Source organism: Paenibacillus sp. FSL H7-0690, from assembly GCF_037980415.1.
In the GTDB taxonomy this organism is placed as follows: Bacteria; Bacillota; Bacilli; order Paenibacillales; family Paenibacillaceae; genus Paenibacillus_AQ; species Paenibacillus_AQ odorifer.
This window is the reverse complement of the sequence record NZ_CP150281.1, coordinates 1,809,285-1,834,140: the sequence shown is the minus strand read 5'-3', so window position 1 is coordinate 1,834,140 and position 24,856 is coordinate 1,809,285. Positions and strand designations below refer to the sequence as shown.

General features: G+C 45.7%; 12 protein-coding genes. 3 read left to right on the top strand and 9 right to left on the bottom strand.

What is annotated here, in order from left to right; all coding sequences use genetic code 11:
* Positions 1 to 53 precede the first annotated feature (53 nt).
* The 3 genes from MHI32_RS08020 to MHI32_RS08010 all read right to left on the bottom strand — a co-directional run bounded on the left by MHI32_RS08020 (position 54) and on the right by MHI32_RS08010 (position 3,206).
* Positions 54 to 950: a carbohydrate ABC transporter permease gene (locus MHI32_RS08020; RefSeq protein WP_036675639.1), complete on the bottom strand. Its 897-nt coding sequence runs from the start codon at positions 948 to 950 to the stop codon at positions 54 to 56.
* 53 nt (positions 951 to 1,003) lie between these two features.
* Complete coding sequence (locus MHI32_RS08015; RefSeq protein WP_076138280.1) at positions 1,004 to 1,882, bottom strand: sugar ABC transporter permease; 879 nt, start codon at positions 1,880 to 1,882, stop codon at positions 1,004 to 1,006.
* A gap of 79 nt (positions 1,883 to 1,961) precedes the next feature.
* The gene (locus tag MHI32_RS08010) at positions 1,962 to 3,206 is read right to left on the bottom strand and encodes an extracellular solute-binding protein (RefSeq protein ID WP_076101554.1); all 1,245 of its coding nucleotides are present in this window, start codon (positions 3,204 to 3,206) and stop codon (positions 1,962 to 1,964) included.
* Positions 3,207 to 3,482: 276 nt separating this feature from the next.
* Here MHI32_RS08010 and MHI32_RS08005 point away from each other — a divergent pair, with 276 nt between their 5' ends.
* From MHI32_RS08005 to MHI32_RS07995, 3 genes are all read left to right on the top strand, one after another.
* Complete coding sequence (locus MHI32_RS08005) at positions 3,483 to 4,388, top strand: ArsR family transcriptional regulator (protein ID WP_076126270.1); 906 nt, start codon at positions 3,483 to 3,485, stop codon at positions 4,386 to 4,388.
* Positions 4,389 to 4,868: 480 nt separating this feature from the next.
* A complete protein-coding gene (locus MHI32_RS08000) occupies positions 4,869 to 9,686 on the top strand; it encodes a LamG-like jellyroll fold domain-containing protein (RefSeq protein ID WP_340012135.1) in 4,818 nt (1,605 codons plus the stop codon).
* A 192-nt stretch (positions 9,687 to 9,878) separates the two neighbouring features.
* Complete coding sequence (locus MHI32_RS07995; protein WP_076100540.1) at positions 9,879 to 10,793, top strand: ArsR family transcriptional regulator; 915 nt, start codon at positions 9,879 to 9,881, stop codon at positions 10,791 to 10,793.
* Between the two features lie 44 nt (positions 10,794 to 10,837).
* Here MHI32_RS07995 and MHI32_RS07990 read toward each other — a convergent pair whose 3' ends face one another.
* The 6 genes from MHI32_RS07990 to MHI32_RS07965 all read right to left on the bottom strand — a co-directional run bounded on the left by MHI32_RS07990 (position 10,838) and on the right by MHI32_RS07965 (position 24,751).
* Positions 10,838 to 11,122 (bottom strand): DUF6171 family protein, encoded by a 285-nt coding sequence (locus tag MHI32_RS07990; RefSeq protein WP_340012134.1) that lies wholly within the window; start codon positions 11,120 to 11,122, stop codon positions 10,838 to 10,840.
* 12 nt (positions 11,123 to 11,134) lie between these two features.
* The gene (locus tag MHI32_RS07985) at positions 11,135 to 12,631 is read right to left on the bottom strand and encodes an alpha-N-arabinofuranosidase (RefSeq protein WP_340012133.1); all 1,497 of its coding nucleotides are present in this window, start codon (positions 12,629 to 12,631) and stop codon (positions 11,135 to 11,137) included.
* A 108-nt stretch (positions 12,632 to 12,739) separates the two neighbouring features.
* Positions 12,740 to 13,447 carry a DUF421 domain-containing protein gene (locus MHI32_RS07980; protein ID WP_076184726.1) on the bottom strand — a complete coding sequence of 236 codons (708 nt, stop codon included), beginning with the start codon at positions 13,445 to 13,447 and terminating at the stop codon, positions 12,740 to 12,742.
* A 162-nt stretch (positions 13,448 to 13,609) separates the two neighbouring features.
* A complete protein-coding gene (locus MHI32_RS07975; protein WP_340012132.1) occupies positions 13,610 to 21,577 on the bottom strand; it encodes a polysaccharide lyase family 8 super-sandwich domain-containing protein in 7,968 nt (2,655 codons plus the stop codon).
* 41 nt (positions 21,578 to 21,618) lie between these two features.
* Positions 21,619 to 23,451, bottom strand: a complete 1,833-nt coding sequence (locus MHI32_RS07970; RefSeq protein ID WP_340012131.1) for a beta-galactosidase family protein — start codon at positions 23,449 to 23,451, stop codon at positions 21,619 to 21,621.
* A gap of 25 nt (positions 23,452 to 23,476) precedes the next feature.
* Entirely contained in the window at positions 23,477 to 24,751 is a 1,275-nt protein-coding gene (locus tag MHI32_RS07965) for an alpha-L-fucosidase (RefSeq protein ID WP_340012130.1), read from the bottom strand.
* Positions 24,752 to 24,856: the final 105 nt, after the last annotated feature.

The window sequence follows — 24,856 nt, the reverse complement described above, 5'->3', positions numbered from 1 at the left end:
CACACCCTTCCTTATAAGAAGTCAAGGTGTATTTAAGTTTAAGTTCATTCGATCTAACCTTTGATACCCGAATTCAGGTTGATGGATTGAACGAAGTATTTTTGTGCAAAAACGAATAGCAGCAATGTTGGAATAATCGCCATGATTGCCGAGCCCATTAATTGTCCGATCATACGATAGTTTCCGTAGATGTCTTGCAATAAGAGCAAACCAGCGGTAATTGGCATTTTATCTACATCTGTGTACACAATAACCGGCCAGAGGAAGTCATTCCAAGATCCAGTAAAGGAGAACAATCCGCAAACAATCAATATTGGTTTAACTAACGGCAATATAATTTGCGCGAAAATTCTAAAGTCACTAGCACCATCAACTTTAGCCGATTCATCTAATTCTTTTGGGATACCGTTCATAAACTGTCTGACCAAGAAGATATTACCCATACCCGCAAGACCAGGGATAATCATAGCCCAGGAAGTATTCACCCAACCAAAGGAGTCAATGATTTTATAAGAAGGAATCAAGTTAACAACACCCGGAAAGAAGGAGATCCCCAACAAAGTGAAGAACAATGTGTCTCTTCCTTTAAACTTAATACGGGTGTAACCAAAACCTGTAATCGAAATAACAATAACCACCAGAATGGTGTGAGATGTGGCAATAAACAATGAGTTACCTAACCAACGTAGAATTGGAGCTGTAGAGGTATTGTTTAGGATTGTAACGTAGTTCTCAAAGACCCACTCTTTAGGAAATAGTCTGAAGCCCGAGGATACTACTTCCGTTTGTGATCTAAATGAGGTGGAAATCCCGAATATAACAGGAATGATCCAAATCACACATAGGATACCTAGAAATATATAGGAAATATATTTTGAAATACTTACACTGGAGGAGCCTTTTATTTTGCCTGTTGTATTTACAACTGGATTTACTGCCTGGTTTGACATTTTAGTACACCTACCTTTTCCATTTCCTTGTTAGTCAATTAGTTTCTGCGAACCTATGAAGCATTTCGGTTCATTACAAAATATTGCAGCGCTGAGATCACCAAAATAACTAATCCCAGTAAAACTGCCATAGCGGATGCCATCCCGGCGATGGACTCACCGTTACCGAAAGCTAATTGACGAATATACATCATTAGAACGTGTGTACTTTGTCGAGGTCCGCCATCGGTCATCATTAACGGTTGGCCGAATACATTAAAGGCACCCGCAGTTGTCATAACAAAGGTATAAATTAATGGAAAACGAATAGATGGCAAGGTAATACTAGTGAATTTTTTAATAGAACCCGCACCATCGAGCTCCGCCGATTCATATAACTCTTGAGAAACGCCACTTAAGGAAGCACGATAGATAATCATGTTGCCCCCAATACCACCCCATAAAGTAATTACAATGATAATAATCCACGCATAGGGTTGATTTGCAGGCCAAGCAATTTGTGATCCAAATAGATTACCAGTGATCCCAAGTTGCTTATTAAAGATCAACAGCCAAATCAGTGCTGCCGCAGAAATTGAAATCAAGCCAGGAATATAAAGAATAGATTGAATTAAGCTCTTCATTTTAACTTTTTTATGTTCCAACGCCACCGCGACCATTAATGGAATAATAATCAGCAACGGAACAGACATAGCAACGAAAATCAATGTATTTTTTAGGCCTCTGAAAAATTGAGTATGAAAGGTTGAACTGTTGTCAAAAAGAATAGCCTTATAGTTATCAAAGCCTACCCATACCGGATCACTCATTAAATTCCATTTTGTAAATGAAGCATAAATCCCATAAATCGTTGGCAATAAAATGAAGACAGCAAACAAAATGACATGCGGACCTACAAAGAAAGCAGGTGCCCAATTGATTTTCTTTTTCATAGGAATTCATTTCTCCTTTTGCACAAAGTAATGCACCATAACATGGCACATTACTTCGTACAATCTATTCTATTTTGCTTTATTTTGCTGCACTGCTGCTTTCCGCAATTTTATCTTCAACAAATTTTTGCATCGTTGCCAAAGTCTCATCAATATCAACGTTGCCACGCACGATATCCGCACAGTAAGTATCTACAGCTTCCGCAATGTATGGGTAGTATTCATAGGTGTAAATGTATAGGGATTCGATTTCTTTTTCATCAGATGTAAAGAAGGATTGCATAAAGTCTTTGTACTCAGGGCTTTGGTTAACTACGTTACTTGCTACGTTTTGTCCAGCTTTTGCCCATTCCATCGAATTCGTACGAACATATTCCAAGAAGTTAGCAATACCCACTTCTTTTTCGTCTGTTCTCTTATCATTTTTCAACATAGCGAACAAGTGAGAAGAAGATCTGTTGGTGAATTTATCAGGAGTAGGAGAATAAACATTGGTCACGCCAAAGTTCAAGCCTTCAACCCCAGCATGTGCTGTAGAACTCCAAGTTCCGTCTGTCGAGAAAAGTACATTTTGAGATTGGAACATCAAGTAACCGTCTTCACCAAATGGAGTCATCAGGCCAGCATCAGCGATTTTCTTAACATTTTCAAACGCTTGTTTAAATACAGGGGTATTAACAGCAGGTTTTCCATCGACTTGGATATCCCCGCCCAAATCTTGAATTTGAGCCAAGATAACCCAGCCCAGCAAGGCATCATTAACTACGTAATCGCCTTCATCCAATTTACCTTGTAAGGAAAGCATTTCATCAATAGTAACAACGTTATCATCCAAGAAGGATTCAGCGTTATATTTTTTCAGCAAATCTTTATTGTAATACATTACGTTACTATGAATATCAAGAGGAACTGTGTATTGAGTTCCATCGATATTACCAGTGTTCCAAGCTTGTGGTAAGTAATTTTCAGCTTTCAGTTCAGGTTGTGCTGGCAAAACGGTATCTTGCATGGATTCCAGTACACCTTGTTTAACAAACCCAGGAACACGGTCAGCGTGGATAATTGCTAAATCAGGAACACCTTTGCTAGATGCCAAAACTGTAGAAATTTTTGTGTACATATCAGCCGTAATAACATGTTTTACTTTGATTTCGGGATTCGTTGCATTGTAGTTTTTAACAATTTGATCCATATAAGCACCGTCATCACCGGTCAGCGGTGTCCAGAACGTAATCGTCTTACTATCATCTTTACCACCGCATCCTGCCAAAACTGTCGATAATGTTAGAACCGTTGCTAATAAAACTCCAAATTTCTTTTTCATTACTCTCTCCCCCTGCAGCTGTAATGTTAAGATAACCATTCATGTTCACTTTCTTTGAAAACGATTAACTTGAGATTAGTATACATTCATTGTGAAAGCGTAGTCAATAACATTTAAATAAACTTAACAGAATTTTTTTTCGTTTAATTAACCTTTTGATTCATCTCTCGGAGATGAAAGCGATATTATATTTACTTCGGTTACCTTTCATGTTACTTTATATATAGATTAATAAACTTTATAGTATATGAAATAACTTTGAAAGAAGTGGGTAAAATGCAGTTGGAAATCGACAAATCCTCTCTTGTTGTTTACGAAGCTTTAGCGAGTGAAGTACGCATCAAAATTATTCAGTTGCTCTCCAAAAATAAGATGAACATCAAAGATTTGGCAGAAGAACTTAAAATAAGCAGTCCTATCGTTACCAAACACATAAAAAAACTAGAAGATGCAGGGCTCATAAAAACTGAAAAGGTGCCTGGTAAATCAGGAATGCAAAAAATCTCAATCCTTAGGGTGGATCATATTGAGATTAACTTCCCGAAAAAAATCTTTCACTCTTTTGCCTCCTACGAGACATCAGTGCCGATTGGTCATTATACCGATTATGATCTGAAACCTACTTGCGGACTTGCTACGGATAAGGAGTTTATCGGCAGAGTAGACGAACCTAAGTATTTCATGGATTCTAAAAGAGTGGACGCAGAGATTCTCTGGTTCACGCAAGGTTATGTGCAATATAATATCGCTAATTTCCTAAAAAAAGAGGAAACCCTACAGCAATTTGAGATTAGCTTAGAGCTTTCTTCCGAATTCCCCTTTGCTAATGACGTATGGCCTTCAGACATCACCTTTTCTTTGAATGGCTTGGAATTAGGGACTTGGACGAGCCCCGGAGATTTCGCTGATGCTAGAGGTAAATTCACACCGGAATGGTGGCCACACAATATCAATCAATACGGATTGCTAAAAACGATTAGAATTACAAACCACAATGGAACTTACATTGACGGTGACCCGCTGTCTCAGGTTTCGATTGAGGATTTAGATACGAATTGTGATCGTTGGACCTTTCGGATCGAAGTGAAGGAAGATGCAAAACACGTAGGAGGAGCAACGATTTTCGGAAAAAAATTCGGAAACCATGATCAAGATATCATTTTCAAGTTGTACTATCTGTAAATTTTTCATTTATGATCTAAGCAAAACTGGTTTTTTTGCGGGGGTGAACAACTAATTAGCTATTCTTCTTTAGCTCCCCCCCACCTGTTATGCCCTATCCCCTCTCTTTATCTTGCTGATATATCCCGCCTAGTCATCCATTCACTGTATTTCACTCTTATCCACTTCAGCAGTAATCACCAGTAGTTAAATCATTTGCCTCTATTTTGAATTTATAATTTATAAAAATATAAAAAGATTCATAAATCGTTAAATTTCTGTTTGACTATTTGCTGATATCATGCTTAAAATGAGAGCATTATAAAACGTTTTCCGTATTATGGTTTAGTAATACATAAAGTAAAACCATTTTCATATTCGAAAGCGTTTTTTTAGTAGCTAATTATGTAAGCGTTTTACATTTTTTTCAGTAAAGAAGGGAGGAATTGGAAAAATACGCGTGTACAAGCTCTACATCACTAGAATCGGAGGATCATACATTTGAGAAAAACTACTGGTAAACTAACCGCTTCCCTGCTTGCCCTCACTCTATTAGTGCCTGCTCCATTAATTTCTGCTGCTTCTGCAAGCGATTCCAAAGCAGTCGCATTATCCACTCAGCAACAAACTGCCGATTATTCCGGCCACTGGGCACAAAAAGATTTTCAAACCTGGGTAGATAAGGGCTTGATTCTGGGTTACGGAAACGGAATATATAAGCCAAATCAAGAAATCAACCGTGCAGAGTGGGTTACTCTGGTTAATCGGGTCTTTAATTTGCAGGAAAAAGCCGATATAGGCTTCACGGATGTTTCCACGACAGGTGCTTATTACGGAGATATCCAAAAAGCAACCGCTGCAGGATATGTAACAGGATACAGCGATGGCACCTTCCGACCCGCACAGCAAGTAAGTCGGCAAGAAGCTGCAGTAATGTTATTTAGACTGTTCCAACTCAACTCATCTGTTGGCACTTCTGCACCAAAGGATGCTGCTGATTTGCCAGAATGGAGCCAAGAAGCAGTATTGTCTTTACTTGGTGAAGGTTATCTGCAAGGCTACACTGACGGCAGCTTTAAAGGAACTCAGGCTGTAACAAGAGCGGAAGCACTGCGCATGATTGAGAAGCTTAGCGGAGAAATCACGCCTAAGAGCGGAAGCTATTCGGGGATTAACACTCGGAATATGGTTATCAGCAGCCCAGGCGTAGAGTTGAAAAACTCCACAATCTCAGGGAATCTCTACCTTACCGAAGGTATTGCTGAGGGCGATGTCACACTGAATAATGTCACTGTTAAGGGAAAAGTATTCGTTTCTGGTGGCGGTGAAAACAGTGTCGTACTAAGCGACTCCAATGCTGCTGAAATGGTAGTAGATAAGCATAACGGCAAGCTGCGAGTCGTTACTAGAGGCACAAGTGCCGTACCAAACGTACGTGTACATTCCGGCGCAATACTAGAGGAAGATGCACTAACGGGGGCAGGTTTCAGCCGGGTTATTGTTGAGAATACGCTGCCTAAGGATTCCATCCTCAAGCTGAAAGGAAGCTTTGATTCCGTTGAGCTTCAAGCGTTGGGAGAGCCTACACTCCATCTGACAGCAGGCAGTATTGCTGAAGTTACACTGAAGCAAAAAGCCAAGCTGCGTGTAGAGGCAGGTACAGAAATCAAGAATTTAATCCTTGGTTTCAACGATATCCTAACCATTCAAGGCACGGGTAAGGTTATCTTTGATAGTAAGTACAGTCAGTTAATCCATTTTGAAACACCAACTCCAACGGCTACGGCAACCACTGGTACCGGTGGATCTAACGGCGGTTCTGTTGCTACTTCGGCTCCGGAAGTTACAGCTACTCCGGCTCCAACGGCTTCACCAGATCCAACGGCTACACCAAATCCAACAGCTACACCAAATCCGACGGCTACACCTAGTCCGACGGCTACACCTAGTCCGACGGCTACACCTAGTCCGGGAGCAACTGCACCAGCACTCACCAATGTCTCGGTACATGATCCATCGGTGGTAGTGGATAATGGAACTTATTATGTATTTGGCTCCCATATCGATGCGGCCAAATCAGATGATCTGATGAACTGGACACAGTTCACTAATGGTTATACAACACCGGGCAACGTGATTTTTGGTGATCTGTCCAAGAATCTGGCAGAATCCTTTAAATGGGCTGGCGAGAACGATTCGGACAGTAAAGGCGGATTCTCCATCTGGGCACCGGACGTATTCTGGAATAACGATTATAAGAACGCTGATGGAACAACTGGCGCTTATATGATGTATTACAGCGCTTCTTCTACTTATATCCGTTCGGCGATTGGCTACGCCACTTCGCAAAATATCGAAGGGCCTTATACTTATGGAAATACCGTAATTTATTCCGGTTTCACCAAGGAAGAGGCTTATGACAGTGACAGTAAAGTAAATAAGAAATGGGACAATACAAATATCAAGGACCTTATCGACAATGGAACGTTGGAAGGTGTCAATCCAGATTGGTTTAATGCAGGTGGTTTGTATCAAAACAAAACCTATACAAATGCAATTGACCCAACTATTTTCTACGACAAAGACAACAAGCTTTGGATGACTTATGGTTCATGGTCAGGTGGTATATTCATTCTGGAGATTGATCCAGCTACCGGAGAACCTAAATATCCAGGCAAAGATGGAAAGACCGCTGATGGACGTATTATCGACCGCTATTTCGGAACCCATATTTCTGGCGGAATGACCAAATCGGGTGAAGGTCCGTATATCGTTTACGACAAGGAGACTGGTTACTACTTCTTGTATGTAACTTACGGTGGACTTGACTCCAAAGGCGGTTACAGCATGCGGCAGTTCCGTTCAACAAATCCGGACGGCCCTTATACGGATGCAGCAGGACAGAATGCTGTTCTAACTACCGATGGTGACAACACACCATATGGTAATAAGCTATTAGGAAACTTCATGTTTACAAATCAAAATGCAGACCCGAATTTCCAAACGTATGGTTATGTGTCCTCAGGACATAACTCGGTACAATATGATGATGAAACGGGTAAAATATTTAACTTCTTCCACACTCGTTTCCCACTCCGTGGTGAAACCCATGAACTTCGTGTGCATCAAATGTTCACTAACGAAGATGGCTGGCCAGTAACTGCCGTACATCGTTACACGGGTGAAACTATTGGGGCTGTAGCACGGGATAATGTTGTCGGCTCTTATCAGTTCGTTAACCACGGCAAGGATGTTTCAGGCATTATCAAACCTACAGTAGATATCGAGCTAAAAAGTGACGGAACGATCGTTGGATCGTTAACCGGAACTTGGGAATTGAAGGATGAGTACTTCGCTCATTTGCTCATTAACGAAACGGAAAATGGAAGCACCGTACAACATCTCTACAAAGGTGTATTTGTGAAGCAATGGGATTCCTCACGCCAACAGCATGTTATGACGTTCACCGCAATGTCAGATCAAGGGATCACTATCTGGGGCAGCCAGATGGAATCGATGAGCGTTGAGCAGATTTTGAACAATATTGCTGCAGGCTTGAGTATTGGTGACACAAGAAAAATATACGATGACATCACCCTTCCTACGGAAGGCTTGCGCGGAGCAGAAATTTCATGGTCCTCTTCCAATGAGGCTGTAATTGCTAACAATGGTAAGGTTACTCGTCCTGAACTTGGACTTGGAAACGCTACAGTTGAACTGACTGCTACAATTAAGCTAGGTGAAGTCGCAGTAACTAAGACCTTCACCGCCGTTGTTATGGAAAAAAAGAGCACGCAATTGGAAGACGGCTTAGTAGCTGCCTTTGACTTTGATGGCGACCTTGCAGAAAATGGGGATCGCACAGCTGACGGCATAGTCACCGGAAATCTGATCAACAACACTGAGGATGGAGACATCACTTTTGAGGCTGGTAAAGACGGTCAGGCAGCCAAGTTTGATGGTAAATCCGGTGTTCGTCTACCTGACGGATTAATTCAAAGTAGCGCATATTCGGTAGGGATGTGGCTGAACCCATCCGAATTAAAAGCTTTTACTCCTGTATTCTTCGGTGCTAAAACCGAAACGAACTGGTTCAGTCTCCTGCCATATGGAAACGGTGGAGCAACCACCAGACTCTGGTTCGGTAGCGATACTTGGCTAGATGCTGATACAGGCTTACAAATTCCAGTTAACCAGTGGACGCATATTGCCTTCACTTACAATGCTGGAACAGTCAATATGTACGTAAATGGTATATTGAAATCCTCCGGAAAAGGATTCACAGATATTTTTGATACAGAAAACGGTGTATTTGCTCTTGGTGTGAACTACTGGGATGCACCATACAAAGGTTTGGTTGATAAATTCCGCGTGTATGATAGAGCATTGTCTGCGGAAGCTGTGGGCTGGCTTGTAAACGGTGAGCCTGATACGAACATTAAAGTAAGTAATATTTCATTCAGTGAAGCTGTTAAATCAGTAGCTGTAGGAAATACTTTCACCCCTCAAGTAAGTGTGCTTCCAACCAATGCCGGAAATAAGGCGCTAACTTGGAGCTCTAGCGATTCCAGCGTAGTGGCTGTTGACGCAGCGAGCGGAATAGTAACAGCACTAACTGTCGGTGGCCAAGCTGTAATTACTGCAACAGCGACTGATGGAAGCGAAGTTTCAGCCAGCTACACAGTAAATGTAACTGATGGAAAAGTAGCTCATTATGCTTTTGATGGCGACCTGGATGACTCCTTCCAATTGAACGGAAAAGGCGAAGTTACAGGAGCAAAAGTAGATAGCCCAACAGTAGGCAATATCACATACGGTAACGGTGTCCTCGGCCAAGCTGCAATATTCAACGGTACCTCCGGTATCCGTTTGCCTGATGGATTAATTGACAGCAATACCTACACCGTATCTATGTGGCTAAATCCTGAACAACTTACAGATGCAACAACTACTTTCTTCGGCGCTGCCACTAAAAATAGCTGGATTAGCTTCGTTCCTCAGAACGGTGGCGGTAAAACGTTGTTATGGTCCGGAGAAGCTTGGTATGATGCTATTTCTGCCATGAAGATTCCAGTAAATACATGGACACATGTTGCGTTTACGGTCAGCAATGGTACCGTAAAAGTTTACCTCAACGGAGTAGAGCAGTTCTCTGGTGAGGGCTTCCCGAATGTCTTTAAGAACAAGAACGGCGTTTTCGCTCTAGGCGTCAACTATTGGGATGCACCATTTAAGGGTATGATTGATGAACTGAAGATTTACAGCAGAGCGCTCAAGTCAGATGAAGTACAGGCAGAGTATAGCTCGAACGTAGATTAAGCAAGATTTGATTTGAAAAGAGAGCGGAGCCACAGGCTCCGTTCTTTTTTTAAAGTCCCATATTGTAAAAAAAGTATTTAACTAATATAATCATTAACTATACATCCGAAATAAACGTCGATTTTTATATTGTTATTAATAAATTTCTTAATCATCGGCGATTAGCCCATAAATTTTAATTGGAGGCCATTTATGAAACTTGACCTGTCGGAAGAATCCCTTCCCGTCTATGAAGCTTTAGCCAGCTCAGTACGCCTGCATATGTTGCGTTTGCTTGCCGAAAATCCTATGAATGTTAAGGAATTGGCCGCAGCAGTAAATTTGAGCAGCGCCATTATGACTATGCATGTGCGTAAGCTGGAAGCTGCCGGACTGATCCAGACGCATATGGCACCTGGTCGAAGTGGTCTGCAAAAGATCTGTACTCTAGCTGCTGAAGGAGCAGAAATCACCTTCCCAGGCAGACAGATCAATGAGCGCAAAAGTTATCGCAAGGAAATTCCGGTTGGACATTACTCCGACTTCCTGATCGAGCCAACCTGTGGTCTTGCAACTACTGAGAAAGTGATCGGCAGTTTTGATGATCCCCGCTATTTCTGGGATCTTGAGCGTATGAATGCGGGGATTCTTTGGTTCGGCAAAGGATTTATCGAATATAAAATCCCTAATTTCCTCCTCTCCAGCCAGCATCCTGAGGAACTGATTATAACCATGGAAATTGCTTCCGAAGCACCTTCCATTAATAATAATTGGCCTTCGGATATCACATTCACTCTGAACGGAGTGAAGCTTGGATTCTGGACAAGTCCCGGTGACTACGGGGATAGCCGTGGTAAATATACACCGGCCTGGTGGCCAGCACTCACGAACCAATACGGCTTGCTCAAGCAGCTGCGCATTACAGCAAAAGGTACATTTATGGATGGTTTGAAGCTCTCAGAAGTTACCCTTGATCAAGTGAATATCCGTGACAAACAGTGGTCTTTCAAGCTTTCCGTAGATGAAGATGCCGAGCATATTGGCGGGATTACTCTTTTTGGCAAAGGTTTTGGAAATTATAATGAAGATCTAATCGTTGAGTTGTTCTATACGGATAACCAAGAATAAAGCCGCATTCACCTCCCATTGGAGAGTCGAATGCGGCTCTTATTTTAGCTTAATTCTTTTCGATAGGGACCCCACAAGCCACCCCCCGGCAATGGACAACTACGTTCCTTAAGCTTGGCTACTACGGGGATGATGCAGCCGCAAGCGACGCAAGTTACCCCTTCGTGCAGCTTAGGGCAAGTCCCACAAAGGGCAACCCGTTCAGCGTAAACTTCATCCGGAACACAAAACTCTGGCTTAAACATGGAAGAAGACAAGATCCGATTAATCTGCGTTGGCGTAACTTTATAATCCTCTCTGCATCCCTTGCATGTTGATGTTGTTGACATGGTAACACCACCTTAAGCCTTCGGCGTAATCTCCAGCACAGTTACTGACATTGGAGGCAGTTCAACATTAAGAAGATCGCCCTCCAGAGTGAAGGCAGTGAAGGCTTGCGGCACTACCGCCTCCGGTTGGCTGAAGGTATTGTGAGCATCAATTTTATCACCGGCAAGTGTTGTGCCTGTCACTTCAACCTTCTTCCCGGAAAGACCACGAAGCTCAAGTGGAACAGCAGCAGAAGCAGCATGGTTCAAGTTGCAAAGACTGACATGGATGATTCCAGAAGCAGTTACGGAAGCCGAAGCAGATACTTCAGGAATCTTACGGCCTTCAAAGCTGTAAGTGCCACTTTCCAGTGCTAAATCCAGCAACTCCGCATCCTGATGGACTTTAAACATATTAAATACATGATACGTTGGGGTCAGCACCATCTTTTCCCCTTCGGTCAATATAACTGCCTGAAGTACGTTAATCGTCTGCGCAATATTTGCCATCCGTACCCGGTCACTATGTTTATGGAAAATATTCAAGGTCACGCCTGCTACAAGAGCATCCCGAATTGAATTTTGTTGATACAGGAATCCTGGATTCGTCCCCGGCTCTACATCATACCAAGTTCCCCACTCATCTACGATAAGACCTACTCTTTTATCCGGATCATATTTATCCATAATAACGCCATGTCTGGTGATCAGCTCATCCATGCGAAGGGCTTTCTCTAATGTACTAAACCATTCACTCGTTTCAAAGCCTGTAGCTGCACCTTTATTCTCCCATGCTGGACCAGGAATTGTATAATAATGCAGGGTAATCGAGTCCATAAAGCGTGTTGCCTCACGCATCAGAACCTCCATCCAGTGATAATCATCCACGTTAGGACCACAAGCAATCCGGTGAATACGATTGTCCCCGTAATTTCGTACATACGTCTGATATTGGCGATAAAGATCTGCATAATATTCTGGACGCATATTCCCGCCGCAGCCCCAGTTCTCATTCCCCACGCCAAAATAAGTCACAGCCCAAGGCTCTTGATGACCATTCTGCTGGCGAAGCTCGGACATTGGAGATACGCCTCCAAAGGTTAAATACTCCACCCATTCGGACATCTCTTGAACGGTACCACTGCCCACATTACCGTTAATGTAAGGCTCACATTCCAGCATCTCACATAATTCCATGAATTCATGCGTACCAAAATGGTTGTTCTCAACCGTTCCGCCCCAGTGAGTGTTAATCATACGTTTACGACCTTCACGGGCTCCGATACCATCTTTCCAGTGATATTCATCCGCGAAACAGCCACCTGGCCAGCGTAGTACAGGAATTTTAATTTCCTTAAGCGCTTTCACGACATCATTACGAATACCGTTGGTGTTAGGAATAGTTGAATCTTCTCCAACCCAAATCCCTTCATAAATGCAACGGCCAAGATGCTCAGAAAAATGTCCGTAAATATTTCTGTTAATCGTCCCTTTGCGAATGTCAGTATTAAGGATCGCACGTTCTGCCATGGTTAAATACCGCCTCTCAACGTTTATATTTTTATTAACTAATTAATAATTATATAAACATTATAAGACGCTGCTTAGGTATCCGTCAATCTCCAATATGAACAAAAGCTATTCTTTATCAATAGGTTTCTTTATCCCGTCTTCATAATAGTCAAAAATCAGCTGCTGCTGCGTTCCTCTTACCCCGTAAAACACATCAGAAATTTGTTTTCCCTTACGCCTTAACTCGTTCTCCAGCCACTCTTGGGTCAGGCCATTATCCTTAAGATTATCTGCAAGCACTATTCCATCCATAATCAATTCAACGGGAAAGCTCTGAGGAACGGACAACAGCTTTAGATCTTTTCGGGTAACATATTGGTACTCTTGTTTCTTTAATACAGACACCATTCCGTTATCTTCCAGCACAGCGTATTCTACTACCTCTAGATTAAAAATTTCCTTTTCTCTCAAGGCCTGATCCAAAGAATCCAACGAATACCTTACCTTTTTCATATTTTGCTCAAGAATTTTCCCATCCTCAATAAGTACAGTGGGTGAACCTGAAATCCAGCTTCTCATTTTACGACTTTTTAAAGCGATGATAGATAGTAAAAAAGATGTAACGGTAACGACTATAAGCGCCAGGATCATGTAGGAAGAATGCAGCTGTTTATTAAACGCCAAGTTCGCGGCTATTGAGCCCAATATAATACCCGTCACGAAATCGTGGAAGGTCAAGTTAGATAACGTTTGTTTTCCCAATATTTTGGCGATCAGCAAAAGCATGATCATAGCAACAAAGGCCCTAAGCACAATGTCCATATACACCTGCATCTCTAATGCTCCCTTCCTATTCAATCCTCCATTATTCACAAACCGAGTAGAAATGAAACCTCAACGAAAGCTCTGCCCATCCAAATCTGCCGATTTCTCTAAACGCCAAAAGGGCTCTGGAATGGTTCTACTGAACCTACCCAAAGCCCTGGCTTCAAATTCTTACTTTTCAGTCTTAATTGCTAAAAGATTGTATAGAACCATTGCGCTCTCAGCTCGAGTTGCTGAGCCTCCCGGAGCGAATTGCTGGTCACTTCGACCCTGGATAAGTCCAAGGGCTTGGGCAGCAATGATCGATTCACGGGCCCATGAGGCAGCCGCACGCAAGTCACCGAATTGGATTACAGGCTTCGGTTCCACCTTTTTCCCGCTGACATATTCGTAGGCTCGCATCACCATGACCGCCATCTCTTGGCGGGAAATAGAGGCTTCTGGAGCGAAGCGAGTCTCACTCACCCCATGGACTATCCCCGCCTCTACAGCCTGCGCCACTTCCTCCGCATACCACTCATCCGCAGATACATCCGCAAATGCTGTAGATGATTTCCCTTCAAGTCCCAGCAAGCGGATCAGCATAGCTGTAAATTCTGCACGGGTCACAGAGCGGTTCGGCTCGAAATTCCGAAGTCCGACTCCTTGAATCAGATGTTTGGCCGTTAGCTCTTGTACAACCGCCGCCGCCCAATGTCCAGAAGGAACATCGTCATAAGATTTGTTGTATTCCAGCACGGCATATGTGCCTAAGTGTTCGGTGCGCAGAGCCACCTTGCCCTTCAGCCAGGAACCGCCCGCATACTCTATATTTCCGGAATCCGGAAAATAATAGCCGCCGAGCAAATTCCTTTTGGCCTCAGGGTAGGCGTTAAGCTCTAATGTAACGGGCTCAACAAATTTGGAAAGTATGCTTCTTGTACCGTCACCAGCAACAATATACAGGTTAAAGAGAAGGAACTCTCCTACCTGGTTTAGCACTGCACCAGATTTCTTCTCTGCGCTAGCTAGTATTCTCTGCGCCGCTTCCCCATTCACCTCAGAAGCCTCCAGAAAGATCTGGCTGCCGGCCAATTGCTCCGCAGGAATCAAACCCCGCAATTGTTGAAGCACCGCTGCCGGAAGGGTCACATTAAAGTTAGAAGCCTCTACCCGAAGCGGCTTCTGTTTGAGCATGTCTGCTGCCATCCCCGGCAATACTAGCATTCTCAATTTACCCTCGTAGACAACGGCTTCCGAAAGATCGTTCAACGAAGCTGCGTTTAGTTGCAGCCGCCCCGCCGTTACCTCCGGTACGGAAGGCACTTGTGGTTGCGGACTCGGAACAGTTGAAGTAGTCTCTTCCGCTTGTAGAATCTGAAGCCTCAGACTACTCTGCCGTCCTCCGTAACTTGCAGTAATCACAGTCATGCCCGGATCAAGTGCTTGCAGCTGCCCCGTTGCCGTTACTGTGGCTACCTTCCTGTTACTGCTCTCGTAGATCACACCCTCGGTTACCGTAAGGTGGCTATCATCACTATATACCGCCGTTGTGACCACCTTACCGCTCTGCCCTATTTCCAAGGATGTCGGACCGCTTAACGAAATAGAGACGAGCTCCGGCAGTTGTCCATACACCTTTAATAAATAGGAAGCGGTCATGTTGTCATATACGGATGAAATAACCGAAACGCCCGGTCCTTTAGCTTCAATATGGCCATCTTTGCCTATACTTGTCACGTTAGGATCGCTGCTCTCATAGACTATACCTTCGGTTACTATATAACGGCTGCCATCGCTGTACACTACCGAAGTAACCGCCGTTCCGGTCTCCCCGACACCCATGCTTTCCGGGCCGCTAATTGCCGTTGAGACTCTTTCTGTAGGCTCCATGACTGTCACCTGAAGCTGTCGGAAAGGCTCTACATTTCCAGCCTTATCCACCGAACGATAATCGATCCCGAAGGTTCCGGGGTTCTCGATATATACGCTCTGAGTAACCGTACTCCATGAACCACCATTGAGCCGGTATTCTGTCCGCTTGACTCCCCAGCCGACAGCTCCCCCATTGGATTGGTCGGTGACATCAAAAGTGATATTGACTTTGCCCTTATATGCGCCCCCTTCTCCTGTTTCTCCAAGTATGGTAGCCTTCGTGACTGGAGGTGTTGTATCTTTCGGCAAAATTTCCAGATACGCGGCATATTTGCCATTCTCATTCTTACGGCTTCTTATGTCTGTGGCGAGATTATAGCCTACCTGCCTAAGAGCCAGACTTATCACCGGATCGGAAGGGAACTCCGTGCCAACCCATGAGGTAATATCGAACTGCCGCCACTGCTCCGGTCCGGAAAAAGTCTGCAGCGCAGCTTGAGTACCGATTTTTGGAGCATTATTGTAATTTAGCGTTGCCTCCGTCCAATCATCATCTTGGACTCCAAATACACCGATATCGGACAAAGTGCCTGCCCCGTCATTTGTCTTTCCGAACACATTCAGCTTCACAGAACCAACTTCACCGAGAAATGGACTCAGATCGAATTTTAGATAAACCCTTCTGTCTGTGTCCCCGCTGCCATTTCTGATCTGCAAGTAATTGACCGAACTATAATTGACTGCAGCTTTCGATCCTCCATTGACATACGCATCTTCAGAAACATACAGCTTCGTTATTGCCGCTTCGTCTGGTTCCGAATCGGAAGGCTCAGAAGGCTCGGCATTCGGATCAATTCTGAACTTGACAACATGGCTTTTTCCTTTGGACCCGCTGGTATGAATTGCGAGTTCAATCCTCGGTGAGGTCTGCAGTACCGTTACGGTTGGATCTTTCATCAGCTCTTCCAGCGCGGTTCTGCCGACATCCACATTCACCACAGATTGAGACTGTGTCGGATCCGAAATGGCTATCGTCAGTTCATCTCCAGACTCCTTGATAATAATGGAGGCTGGATGATTGGCGCGCACGGATTCGATCATTCCCGGTACCCAGAAGTTCATAGCCGTAAGTCCCAGCTTCTGTTCCTTGACGGCTTGCACACTATCCGTGTTGGCTATAATTTCGATGTCAGGACTACTGCTGTAGCGCGCTGTCGCCGTTTCATCCTGATTCGGCAGAAGCACATACGAATACGATTGATTCACCGGATTCGTTCCTTGAGCAATCGACAGGCTGGCATAATTTCTCGTAATCGGCTCCGTTGATCCCCCTTGATTAATATCCTTCCATGCGCCAGTCCGAGACTCACGCAGACCGTCTATCGTTGGGGCATCAGGGAAATAATAACCGATTCCCGAGCCGGGAACATTGCCTTCCAGATGTGCCCAATGCACCTGATTCATTGACTCAGACCAACCCAGCGCGGATGGCTTGGCCTCTCCGTTGACCGTAAGTACATTGTCTCCGCTCGCCTTGAGCTTACGGTTATCTACGATGGTCTCCACCTTGCGGTTATCCGTGCTTGTAATGCCTGCCCCAAGTGCTACGATTTCATCATCGAACATGAACCAGGACTTTTTACCGGACAATGTGCTGTTATCCGGATCCAGATCCATGCCGGCCGCTCCATAAAGGCCGTCTATGGATGATCCTCCCACCCATGTTTTAGATGTAGTCTTGGCTGCACCGCGACTTGCCCCATCCGATGTAACCCCAGGCAGACGATAAGCGTTCACGGTCGGCCAGAATGCATCTGCATATTGATCCAGATCCTGATTATACAGATAGGTCATGCCTTCGCCTGTATACCAGCCCTTCAGATTCTCTGTGCCCGCTTCATAGTTGGCAATTCGGGCCGAAGACATGCTGATCCCAAAGGCATATCCAGGCCGATGGTGGACAATCCGGTCCATAGCCGAAAACTGCTTATGCACAGTAAGGTCTCCTGATGGCTGCACCTCTGGATCGTCCATAAGCGTCTGGAGCAGAACAATATCGGCTACTCTTAGACCGTCGTAATAACTTTCTACTACCGTATCGGCTTCGAACCAATACTTCACCATCGATTTAAATCGGGCCGCTTGCTCCGGTGGCGCGGAAGAAGCCAGCCGCAAAATATGCGACCAAGGCACGAGCTGCCGGTTTCCCCGGGCTATCGATCTACCGAACACCATATCCATCATTAATTTTCTGTAGACAAGAGGTTCATAAGAATCCGTTACCCAGTTGTATACATTCTTCATATTGGCATCAGTCAGCGGCCAAGAGGACCCTGTCAGCAAAGTCATCATTTTCATCATATCGCCAAGCAATACAGCCCCATAACTGCCGGTATAAGCAATATTATTATGCTGGATAAAGGAGCCGTCCTCATAAAATCCGTCTCCGCGGGTCACATAGGGTAATACTTGGCTAACTGCATCCCGCCCTTGTTTGATCTTCGCGCTGTCACGATTATGAATGCCCCTCAAGACCACTGCCAGTGCTTTATCCAGCCGATTCGCGCCGGTTTCCATCAACGAGGGTTGATTGGTCCGTTTGGTTGGGTCCGGGCAGAATTTATCAATGGCTTTGGTATATTTGGTAATCTGATCGGCTGACAAATACTCGAACATTAAGGCCATCGTATCTCCCAATGCAAGCGGAATGCCGATCTCCCATTCGAACCAATTGCCTTTCTCCAGTTTAGTTTCGTTATACCAATTGTCGTATAAGAAATCTAAACCATCCAGAATATCTGATTTCAACTGCATATTCTCGTACAATGGTGAGCCGGATGTCGAAAAGGCAATAGCCATATCCTTCAACCGGTTATAAGAGGCTGCCGTATCAAAAGCATCCGCTGTGCTGCCCGGCTTATCGCTCCATAAATAAGTACGGTTCATTTGCTTGTTCATCGTATCCCAGAATCCAGTTCGCTCCTGATTACTGATCTTATCGGATAAAGTCTTTATAGACTTGGCAATGTCCGGGTTATTCGGGTCGAAGGATTGCCCTCCGGTCAAATACTCCACCCATCTTCCACGAAGCTCGTCATATTCGTCTTTTGGAGTCTCTCCTTCAGTAATATTAAATTTCAATACATGCGTTGCCCCTATAGAATTCTTCACATCCACCGTTATAACTGTATTTCCCGAAGCTTGCACTACATCCGTCTTGCTATCTTTGCTGAGCAGTGTCAACCCCGGTATATCCAGTTCCAGGGACAATAGGTTTTGCGACTGAGTAGGATCAGACACCGAAACGACAAGCTCCTGATCGATCTGCCGAATCATCACGGAAGCTGGATTGAGTGCCTTGATGGAATCTACTGTTCCTGGATTCCAGAAATTAGCGGCGGTTATACCCAGCTTCTTCTCTCTGACCGCATGCACATCCTCTGTATTGCGCAGCACTTCGATATCCGGGTTGCCACTGTAATCCTCAGTACCTGAAATGTCACGATTAGGCAACAGAACATAGGAGTATGAGCCATTCGTAGGCGTATCTCCATGCTCAACTGCCAGGCTTAAATAGTTGCGTGTAATGGGAACATCGGATTGAGTGGCATTAATCTCTTTCCAACTGCCGGTTCTGGCTTCACGTTGCGCCAGTATACTTGGAGCTTCAGGGAAATAGTAGCCCACGTCGGCACCTGGCACATTACCCTCCAGATGGGCCCATTGAACGTTCTTTAACGTCGCTGACCATCCGGACTGTGACGGTTCTACAGCTCCGTTGATTAGAAGTTTGTTGTTTCCCACTTCGTTAAGCATCCGGTTATCGATAATCGTCTCAACAGACTGCGGGCCGGCAGTTGATTTAGAAATTCCCGAACCAAGCGCCACAATCTCATCATCGAACATAAACCAGGATTTCTTGCCTTGCAAATCGCTACCGGTCACTTGGGAGAGTGAGAAATCCATACCTGCTGCACCGTATAGGCCTTCCAGCGACGATCCACCCACCCAGGTTTTCGGATTCATGTAACTTTTCCATTCCACAGGCACCATCCCCTGCCCCGATCCATCCGTTGTCGTGCCAGACAAGCGGTAGGAATTGACGGTAGGCCAGAAGTCATTGCGGTATTGGGTCAGATCCTGATTGTATAAATAGGTCATCCCAATCCCCGTATACCATCCTTTCAGGTTCTCGTTGTTCCCTTTCTCAAACGCCGAGATGCGATTCGAGAACAGACTCAAGCTGAAGCCGTAACCTTCGCGTAGATGAACCACCCGGTCCATGCCGGCGAATACCTGATTCTTAATGAGAGCTCCTCTTGGATTGATCTTCCCGTCATTCATCAGCTTTTTCACAATCGTTATATCGGCAAGCGACAACCCTTCATAATAATTGCCGGATGTCATATTCGCTGAGATCCATTCTTTCGCCGCTTGCTTAATGGATACTGCAATATTCTCCGGAGCAGTTTCAGCCATCCGCAGCAAGGTGACAATTAACCCTCTTGCGCTGCCGCTTCCTTTTCTAGATATACCTCTGCCATTTACCGAATCCATAAATTGACCGTTGTAGATCACCGGCTCGTAAGTCTGAGCCACCCATTCGTAAATGTTCAGAACATTCGGGTCCGTTATTGGCCATGGAGAATCGGTCAGCAGATAAGACATATCCGCCGTCCCTTTGAGCCAGACCGAACCATATCCTCCCGTATAGGCAATATTATTATGCTGAACGAGGGAACCATCCTTATACACACCGTCACCATGGGTCGTGTACACATACTCGGAGCCAATGGAATCACGGCCCTGAATGATCTTTGCACTGTTGTTGCCAATCACGCCTCTTACCGTGACCACAAGCGCTTTATCTAGTAGATTTGCTCCCGTCATCTTCGTACCCTTAACGCCAAGCACCGACCCTACTTTGGGGTCTGGACAGAAGGCATCAATAGCCGCAAGATACTGATTGATTTGCTGCGGTGTTAGATGGTCATACATGAGCACCATAAGATCATTCACAATCTGCGGCGTGCCAATCTCCCAGTCCCACCAGTTCCCATAAGCGCTTTTGCTCGGATTATAGCGGTTTGTATACATCCAATTGATTGCGCTTACAATATCATTCGCCAAAACGCTGTTGCCGTAAAGCTCCGATCCCTCCACAGAATAGGCCAATGCCATAGTCTTCAAGCGATTGTAAGCGCTTGTAATAAACTGCGAATCTGTAGTGCTCGCGGTATCACTCCACAAGGAGGTGCGGCCGGAGGATTTATCCATACTCTCCCAAAGTGCAGCAGCCGATGCAGCCTGAGCGCTAATACTAGCAGCTATATCAGGATCACTCCCATCGTATTGACCACCACTTAATCGGTCGTACCATTTCAGCCTCAGTTTATTGTAGGCCTGTATCGTGTCGGGAGCTTCGACAGTAACCAGACATTCAGCTGCAAGGCTACCATCCGGTGTGGCGATCTTGATGGTCGAAGAACCGATCCCCGTACCCATTACATTACCAAGTGCGTCCACAGTCGCAGCTTCTGGATTGCTCGAAGTCCACACTACCGTTTTATCCACCGCCGTTATAGGGGATAAAGTCGGCAGAAGTGCAACCGTGTCCCCTTTGACCATAGAAAAGGCCGTACGGTCTAGCACAATTCCTGTAAGACCCGCATATTCCTCCAATGCGATATCATCTATCCATAGCTTTCCTTTTCCAGTCTCCAAAAAAGGCTCGATGACTAGCTTCGTCGCGTTAGCCGGCATAGTTAGAAGTACTTGCTGCATACTCCAGTCCTGTGTGCCTGTTATTTTGGGAGAGGAAGGTCCATCTCCCACTTTGGCAGTATTGTAATACTGTGTTCTAAAGTAGGCTCCCTGTCCAGTGACGTTGTCCGTCTTTAGCCAGACTTTAAGCCTGTAGGATTTACCGGGGATAACCGAAGTTACCCCCTGATTGATGGAAATCCTGCTTGTGGCAAAGGCATCGAACAGCATGGACCGGGTTCCTTCATGCGCAGTGCCAGCGTCTATCTTGATATTCGCTGTTTTATTCGTGCCTTTCCCGCTACCTGTAGGGACCCATAAGCTCCAGCCCACCGGAGCAGCGTCTGTAACCCCTGTCCAGGTTGAGTCAAGGGCTGTCGTTGTATTCTCAAAGCTTCCGTTAAGCATAAGATTTGATGCAGCCGCAGATGCCCTGCTATGCGAGGGATAAAGAACTCCCCCACAGGAAGAAAAAAGATCAACAATGAGAACTAATACTAAAAATAGACTTGGTTTACGCATTTGTTCACCCCAATCTTAGAATTGGTTAAAGCTAAAGGCATCTACAAGTTATCATCCTGCACAAAATTCAACACGGCGTCATCGACGGCCGAAGTTCTTCCCAGATCAGGAAGGTTCACAAGCTCAATCTCGCAAGTCTCCGCACGGCCATGCAGCTCCAAAAGAACCAGCTCATTGCACCCCTTGCGCAAGAGTGGACCAGGGATATATAGCGCCCGCTGCGGTCCAACGTTCCAGTAACGGCCCAGATTAAATCCGTTAATCCAGGCGACCCCTTTATTCCATCCATCGAATCGTAGAAAGGTATCGCCAATCTCCTCCGCCTCGAAGCTCCCCCGGTAGAATCCGGGCAGACCCGAAAGGGGCGCAGCTTGCTGCTTCTCCACCGGATGCTTCTTGTACGCTAGTGAAGCCAGCTGTTCCTGTTCAAACGGCAAAGTACGAATCGTCCAGTTATATTGCAGCTGGTTATCAATCCGAACCCCGTCCAGAATCCCTTTCGGATCGCGAATGAGCGGCCCGTAATTGATTCGCCCCATGTTCTCGACAAGGATATCCAGCTGCGCTCCCCCAGCGGGGATGGAAAGTTCCAGTGGCAGCGGATTCCAGCGCTCAATCACCCCAAGCACCTGTCCATCCAGGAAGACCTGCGCTCGATCGCGCACGCCCTCGATGTAAAGCTTCTGTCTGGACCGCGGTCCCTGCACAAAAGTGCTGTACAATATAAAACCATAGGATTGTCCGAGCTTCTCCATCGGCTGTACACACACGCTGTTCACCGTCTCTGATAACTTCTCCAGATTGGAAGCCGTGAATAGTTCCGCTCTTTCCGTCAAAGCGACTTTCCCGTAAGAAATCTTCGGAATCGGCTCAGGGAATGGACAAGTCGGGGCAAATCCATGGTTGCTGAGTACCGACCGGACAGCTTCAAATTTCGCCGTCGTATCTCCCCATTCCGTGAGCGGGGCATCATAGTCATAGCTTGTAGTCGTCGGCTCGTAGGTGACGATATGATTCGCACCATTATAGAAACCAAAATTGGTTCCACCATGGAACATGTACATATTAAATGAGGAGCCCTGGGTCAGGATCTCATCCAGAACACCTGCTACATCCCCGGCATCGCGTACATGATGATCCTCCATCCAGTGATCAAACCAGCCGTTCCAGTATTCCATCACCATAAGCGGCTCTTCAGAGCGGTATTCCCGATATTTGCGGAAGGATTCCTCTGTACTGGAGCCGAAATTGACTGTTGCATGCACATCCTCCAGTGTTCCGCCGAGCAACATCTCATCGGTTGGCCCGTCGGAAGTAAAGAGCAGCACATCGATCCCTCTGCTGACCAGTCCATCACGCATATAGCCCAGGTAGCCACTGTCATTACCATAGCTGCCATATTCATTTTCTACCTGAACGGCCAGAATTGGTCCGCCATGTGTGGAGAGCAGCGGAACCAGCAGAGGAATTAGCTCATCGTAATAACGGTCTACCTTGCTTAAATAAAGAGGGTCACAGCAGCGAAGCTGGAGTTCCCCGTAAGCTAGCAACCAGCCCGGCAGGCCTCCGAACTCCCACTCCGCACAGATGAATGGACTCGGTCTGACAATAACATGAAGCCCAAGCTCCCCAGCCAGTTCGATAAAAGATACCACATCGGCCATGCCATCAAATACGAACTTCCCTTCTTTAGGTTCATGTATATTCCAGGCGATGTAGGTCTCCACGGTATTGAATCCGCAGGCTTTCAATTTCAGCAGCCGGTCTTTCCAATATTCAGGCACGACCCGAAAATAATGAATGGCTCCCGATACGATACGATAAGGCTGTCCGTCCAGCAAATAGTGTCCGTTGTTCCAGGTGAGCAGGTTCATTATCGACAACCTCCTTTATTAACATTTATTGTAACGATTCCCCGCAGTGGTAGACGGCAAGCCGTCTGATCTTGGGGCTTGCGGCAGCTTCTGACACCCGTAAGCGGATTTTCTCTGCGACAACCGGAGGGAAGGCGTCGATTTTCTTATGGCCAATCGAACTACCACGCTTCAACTCCAGCCACGCTCCGTTGCTGTACGCTTCCAGCATATATCCTTCTACTCTTTCGCCGTAAGCGATATCCTCCATAATCTCGGCATGATCAATTACAGTAGCTGCAGGCAATTCCAGTTCAACAAAATCTCCAGTACCTGCGGTTACCGCCAGAGCCTTGCCGAATCTGCGTCTTATCTCCTTGCCGAATTCCAGCAGCCGCTGCACATCAGCCTCCGGAAACAGCCCGCGGTTGTCAGGGGCTACATTGAGCAGCAAAGTTGCCCCATGTCCAACCGAACGATAATAAATATCCATTAGCTGCTCCAAAGACAGCAGCAGATGCTCCTCCTCAGGATGCCAGAACCAGCGGTCTTTACGGATGGGCACATCGCATTCCGCAGGCACCCAGCTCGGCGTTCCGGGAAGCCAGTTCAATGAAGCTTCACTGAACATGCTACCCCGCGCAGAATTCGCAGTGTTCCAGCATGGATAAGGAGCAACACCATCCTCATTGCCAACCCAGCGGATCGTTGGTGCCCCCATATTAAACACCATGGCGCCTGGCTGATGGCACTTGATCAGATCCATAATCCGTTGCCAATCGTAATTGCGCCCCTCCGACCCGGCGCCGTCGAACCAAATTTCTGTAAGCGGACCATAGCCCGTAAGCAATTCCTGCAATTGCAGGGCATAGAAATCATCATACGCTTGCGGATCTGCATAACAGGGCTCATGTCTGTCCCACGGAGACAAATAAATGCCGAAGCCAACTCCAAGTTCACGGCAAGCCTCCGCGCATTCCTTGACGACATCGCCTCGCCCTTCTTTCCATGGGCTAGAAGCCACAGAATAAGTACTTGTCGCAGTCGGCCACAAGCAGAAGCCATCATGATGTTTAGCTGTCAGTATAAAATAACGGAATCCAGCTTCTTTGGCTGTACTAACCCATTGGTGGGCATCCAAATGAAGCGGATTGAAGACCGCAGGTGAATCATTGCCTTCTCCCCACTCCTGATCGCAAAACGTATTGATGCCAAAATGGCAAAACATCCCCAGCTCCAGGTCCTGCCACTCCAGCTGTTCCCTAGAAGGCAGCGCCAATTTCTCTTCCGGCTTGTTCTGTGAAAATCTGCTTTCCATCATTGCTACACTCTCCCATATGTTTGTGTAGACCCAATATATAAATAAGGCTTTGGAAAGCCAGTTGATGACCTTCCAAAGCCCCGTCCACAACTTGTGATACTTGCT

What these genes read in the sequence shown, in the direction of transcription:
- MHI32_RS08020 (WP_036675639.1), bottom strand. Translation starts at nt 950, where the DNA reads ATGTCAAACCAGGCAGTAAATCCAGTTGTAAATACAACAGGCAAAATA.
- MHI32_RS08015 (WP_076138280.1), bottom strand. Translation starts at nt 1,882, where the DNA reads ATGAAAAAGAAAATCAATTGGGCACCTGCTTTCTTTGTAGGTCCGCAT.
- MHI32_RS08010 (WP_076101554.1), bottom strand. Translation starts at nt 3,206, where the DNA reads ATGAAAAAGAAATTTGGAGTTTTATTAGCAACGGTTCTAACATTATCG.
- MHI32_RS08005 (WP_076126270.1), top strand. Translation starts at nt 3,483, where the DNA reads ATGCAGTTGGAAATCGACAAATCCTCTCTTGTTGTTTACGAAGCTTTA.
- MHI32_RS07995 (WP_076100540.1), top strand. Translation starts at nt 9,879, where the DNA reads ATGAAACTTGACCTGTCGGAAGAATCCCTTCCCGTCTATGAAGCTTTA.
- MHI32_RS07990 (WP_340012134.1), bottom strand. Translation starts at nt 11,122, where the DNA reads ATGTCAACAACATCAACATGCAAGGGATGCAGAGAGGATTATAAAGTT.
- MHI32_RS07985 (WP_340012133.1), bottom strand. Translation starts at nt 12,631, where the DNA reads ATGGCAGAACGTGCGATCCTTAATACTGACATTCGCAAAGGGACGATT.
- MHI32_RS07980 (WP_076184726.1), bottom strand. Translation starts at nt 13,447, where the DNA reads ATGCAGGTGTATATGGACATTGTGCTTAGGGCCTTTGTTGCTATGATC.
- MHI32_RS07975 (WP_340012132.1), bottom strand. Translation starts at nt 21,577, where the DNA reads ATGCGTAAACCAAGTCTATTTTTAGTATTAGTTCTCATTGTTGATCTT.
- MHI32_RS07970 (WP_340012131.1), bottom strand. Translation starts at nt 23,451, where the DNA reads ATGAACCTGCTCACCTGGAACAACGGACACTATTTGCTGGACGGACAG.
- MHI32_RS07965 (WP_340012130.1), bottom strand. Translation starts at nt 24,751, where the DNA reads ATGATGGAAAGCAGATTTTCACAGAACAAGCCGGAAGAGAAATTGGCG.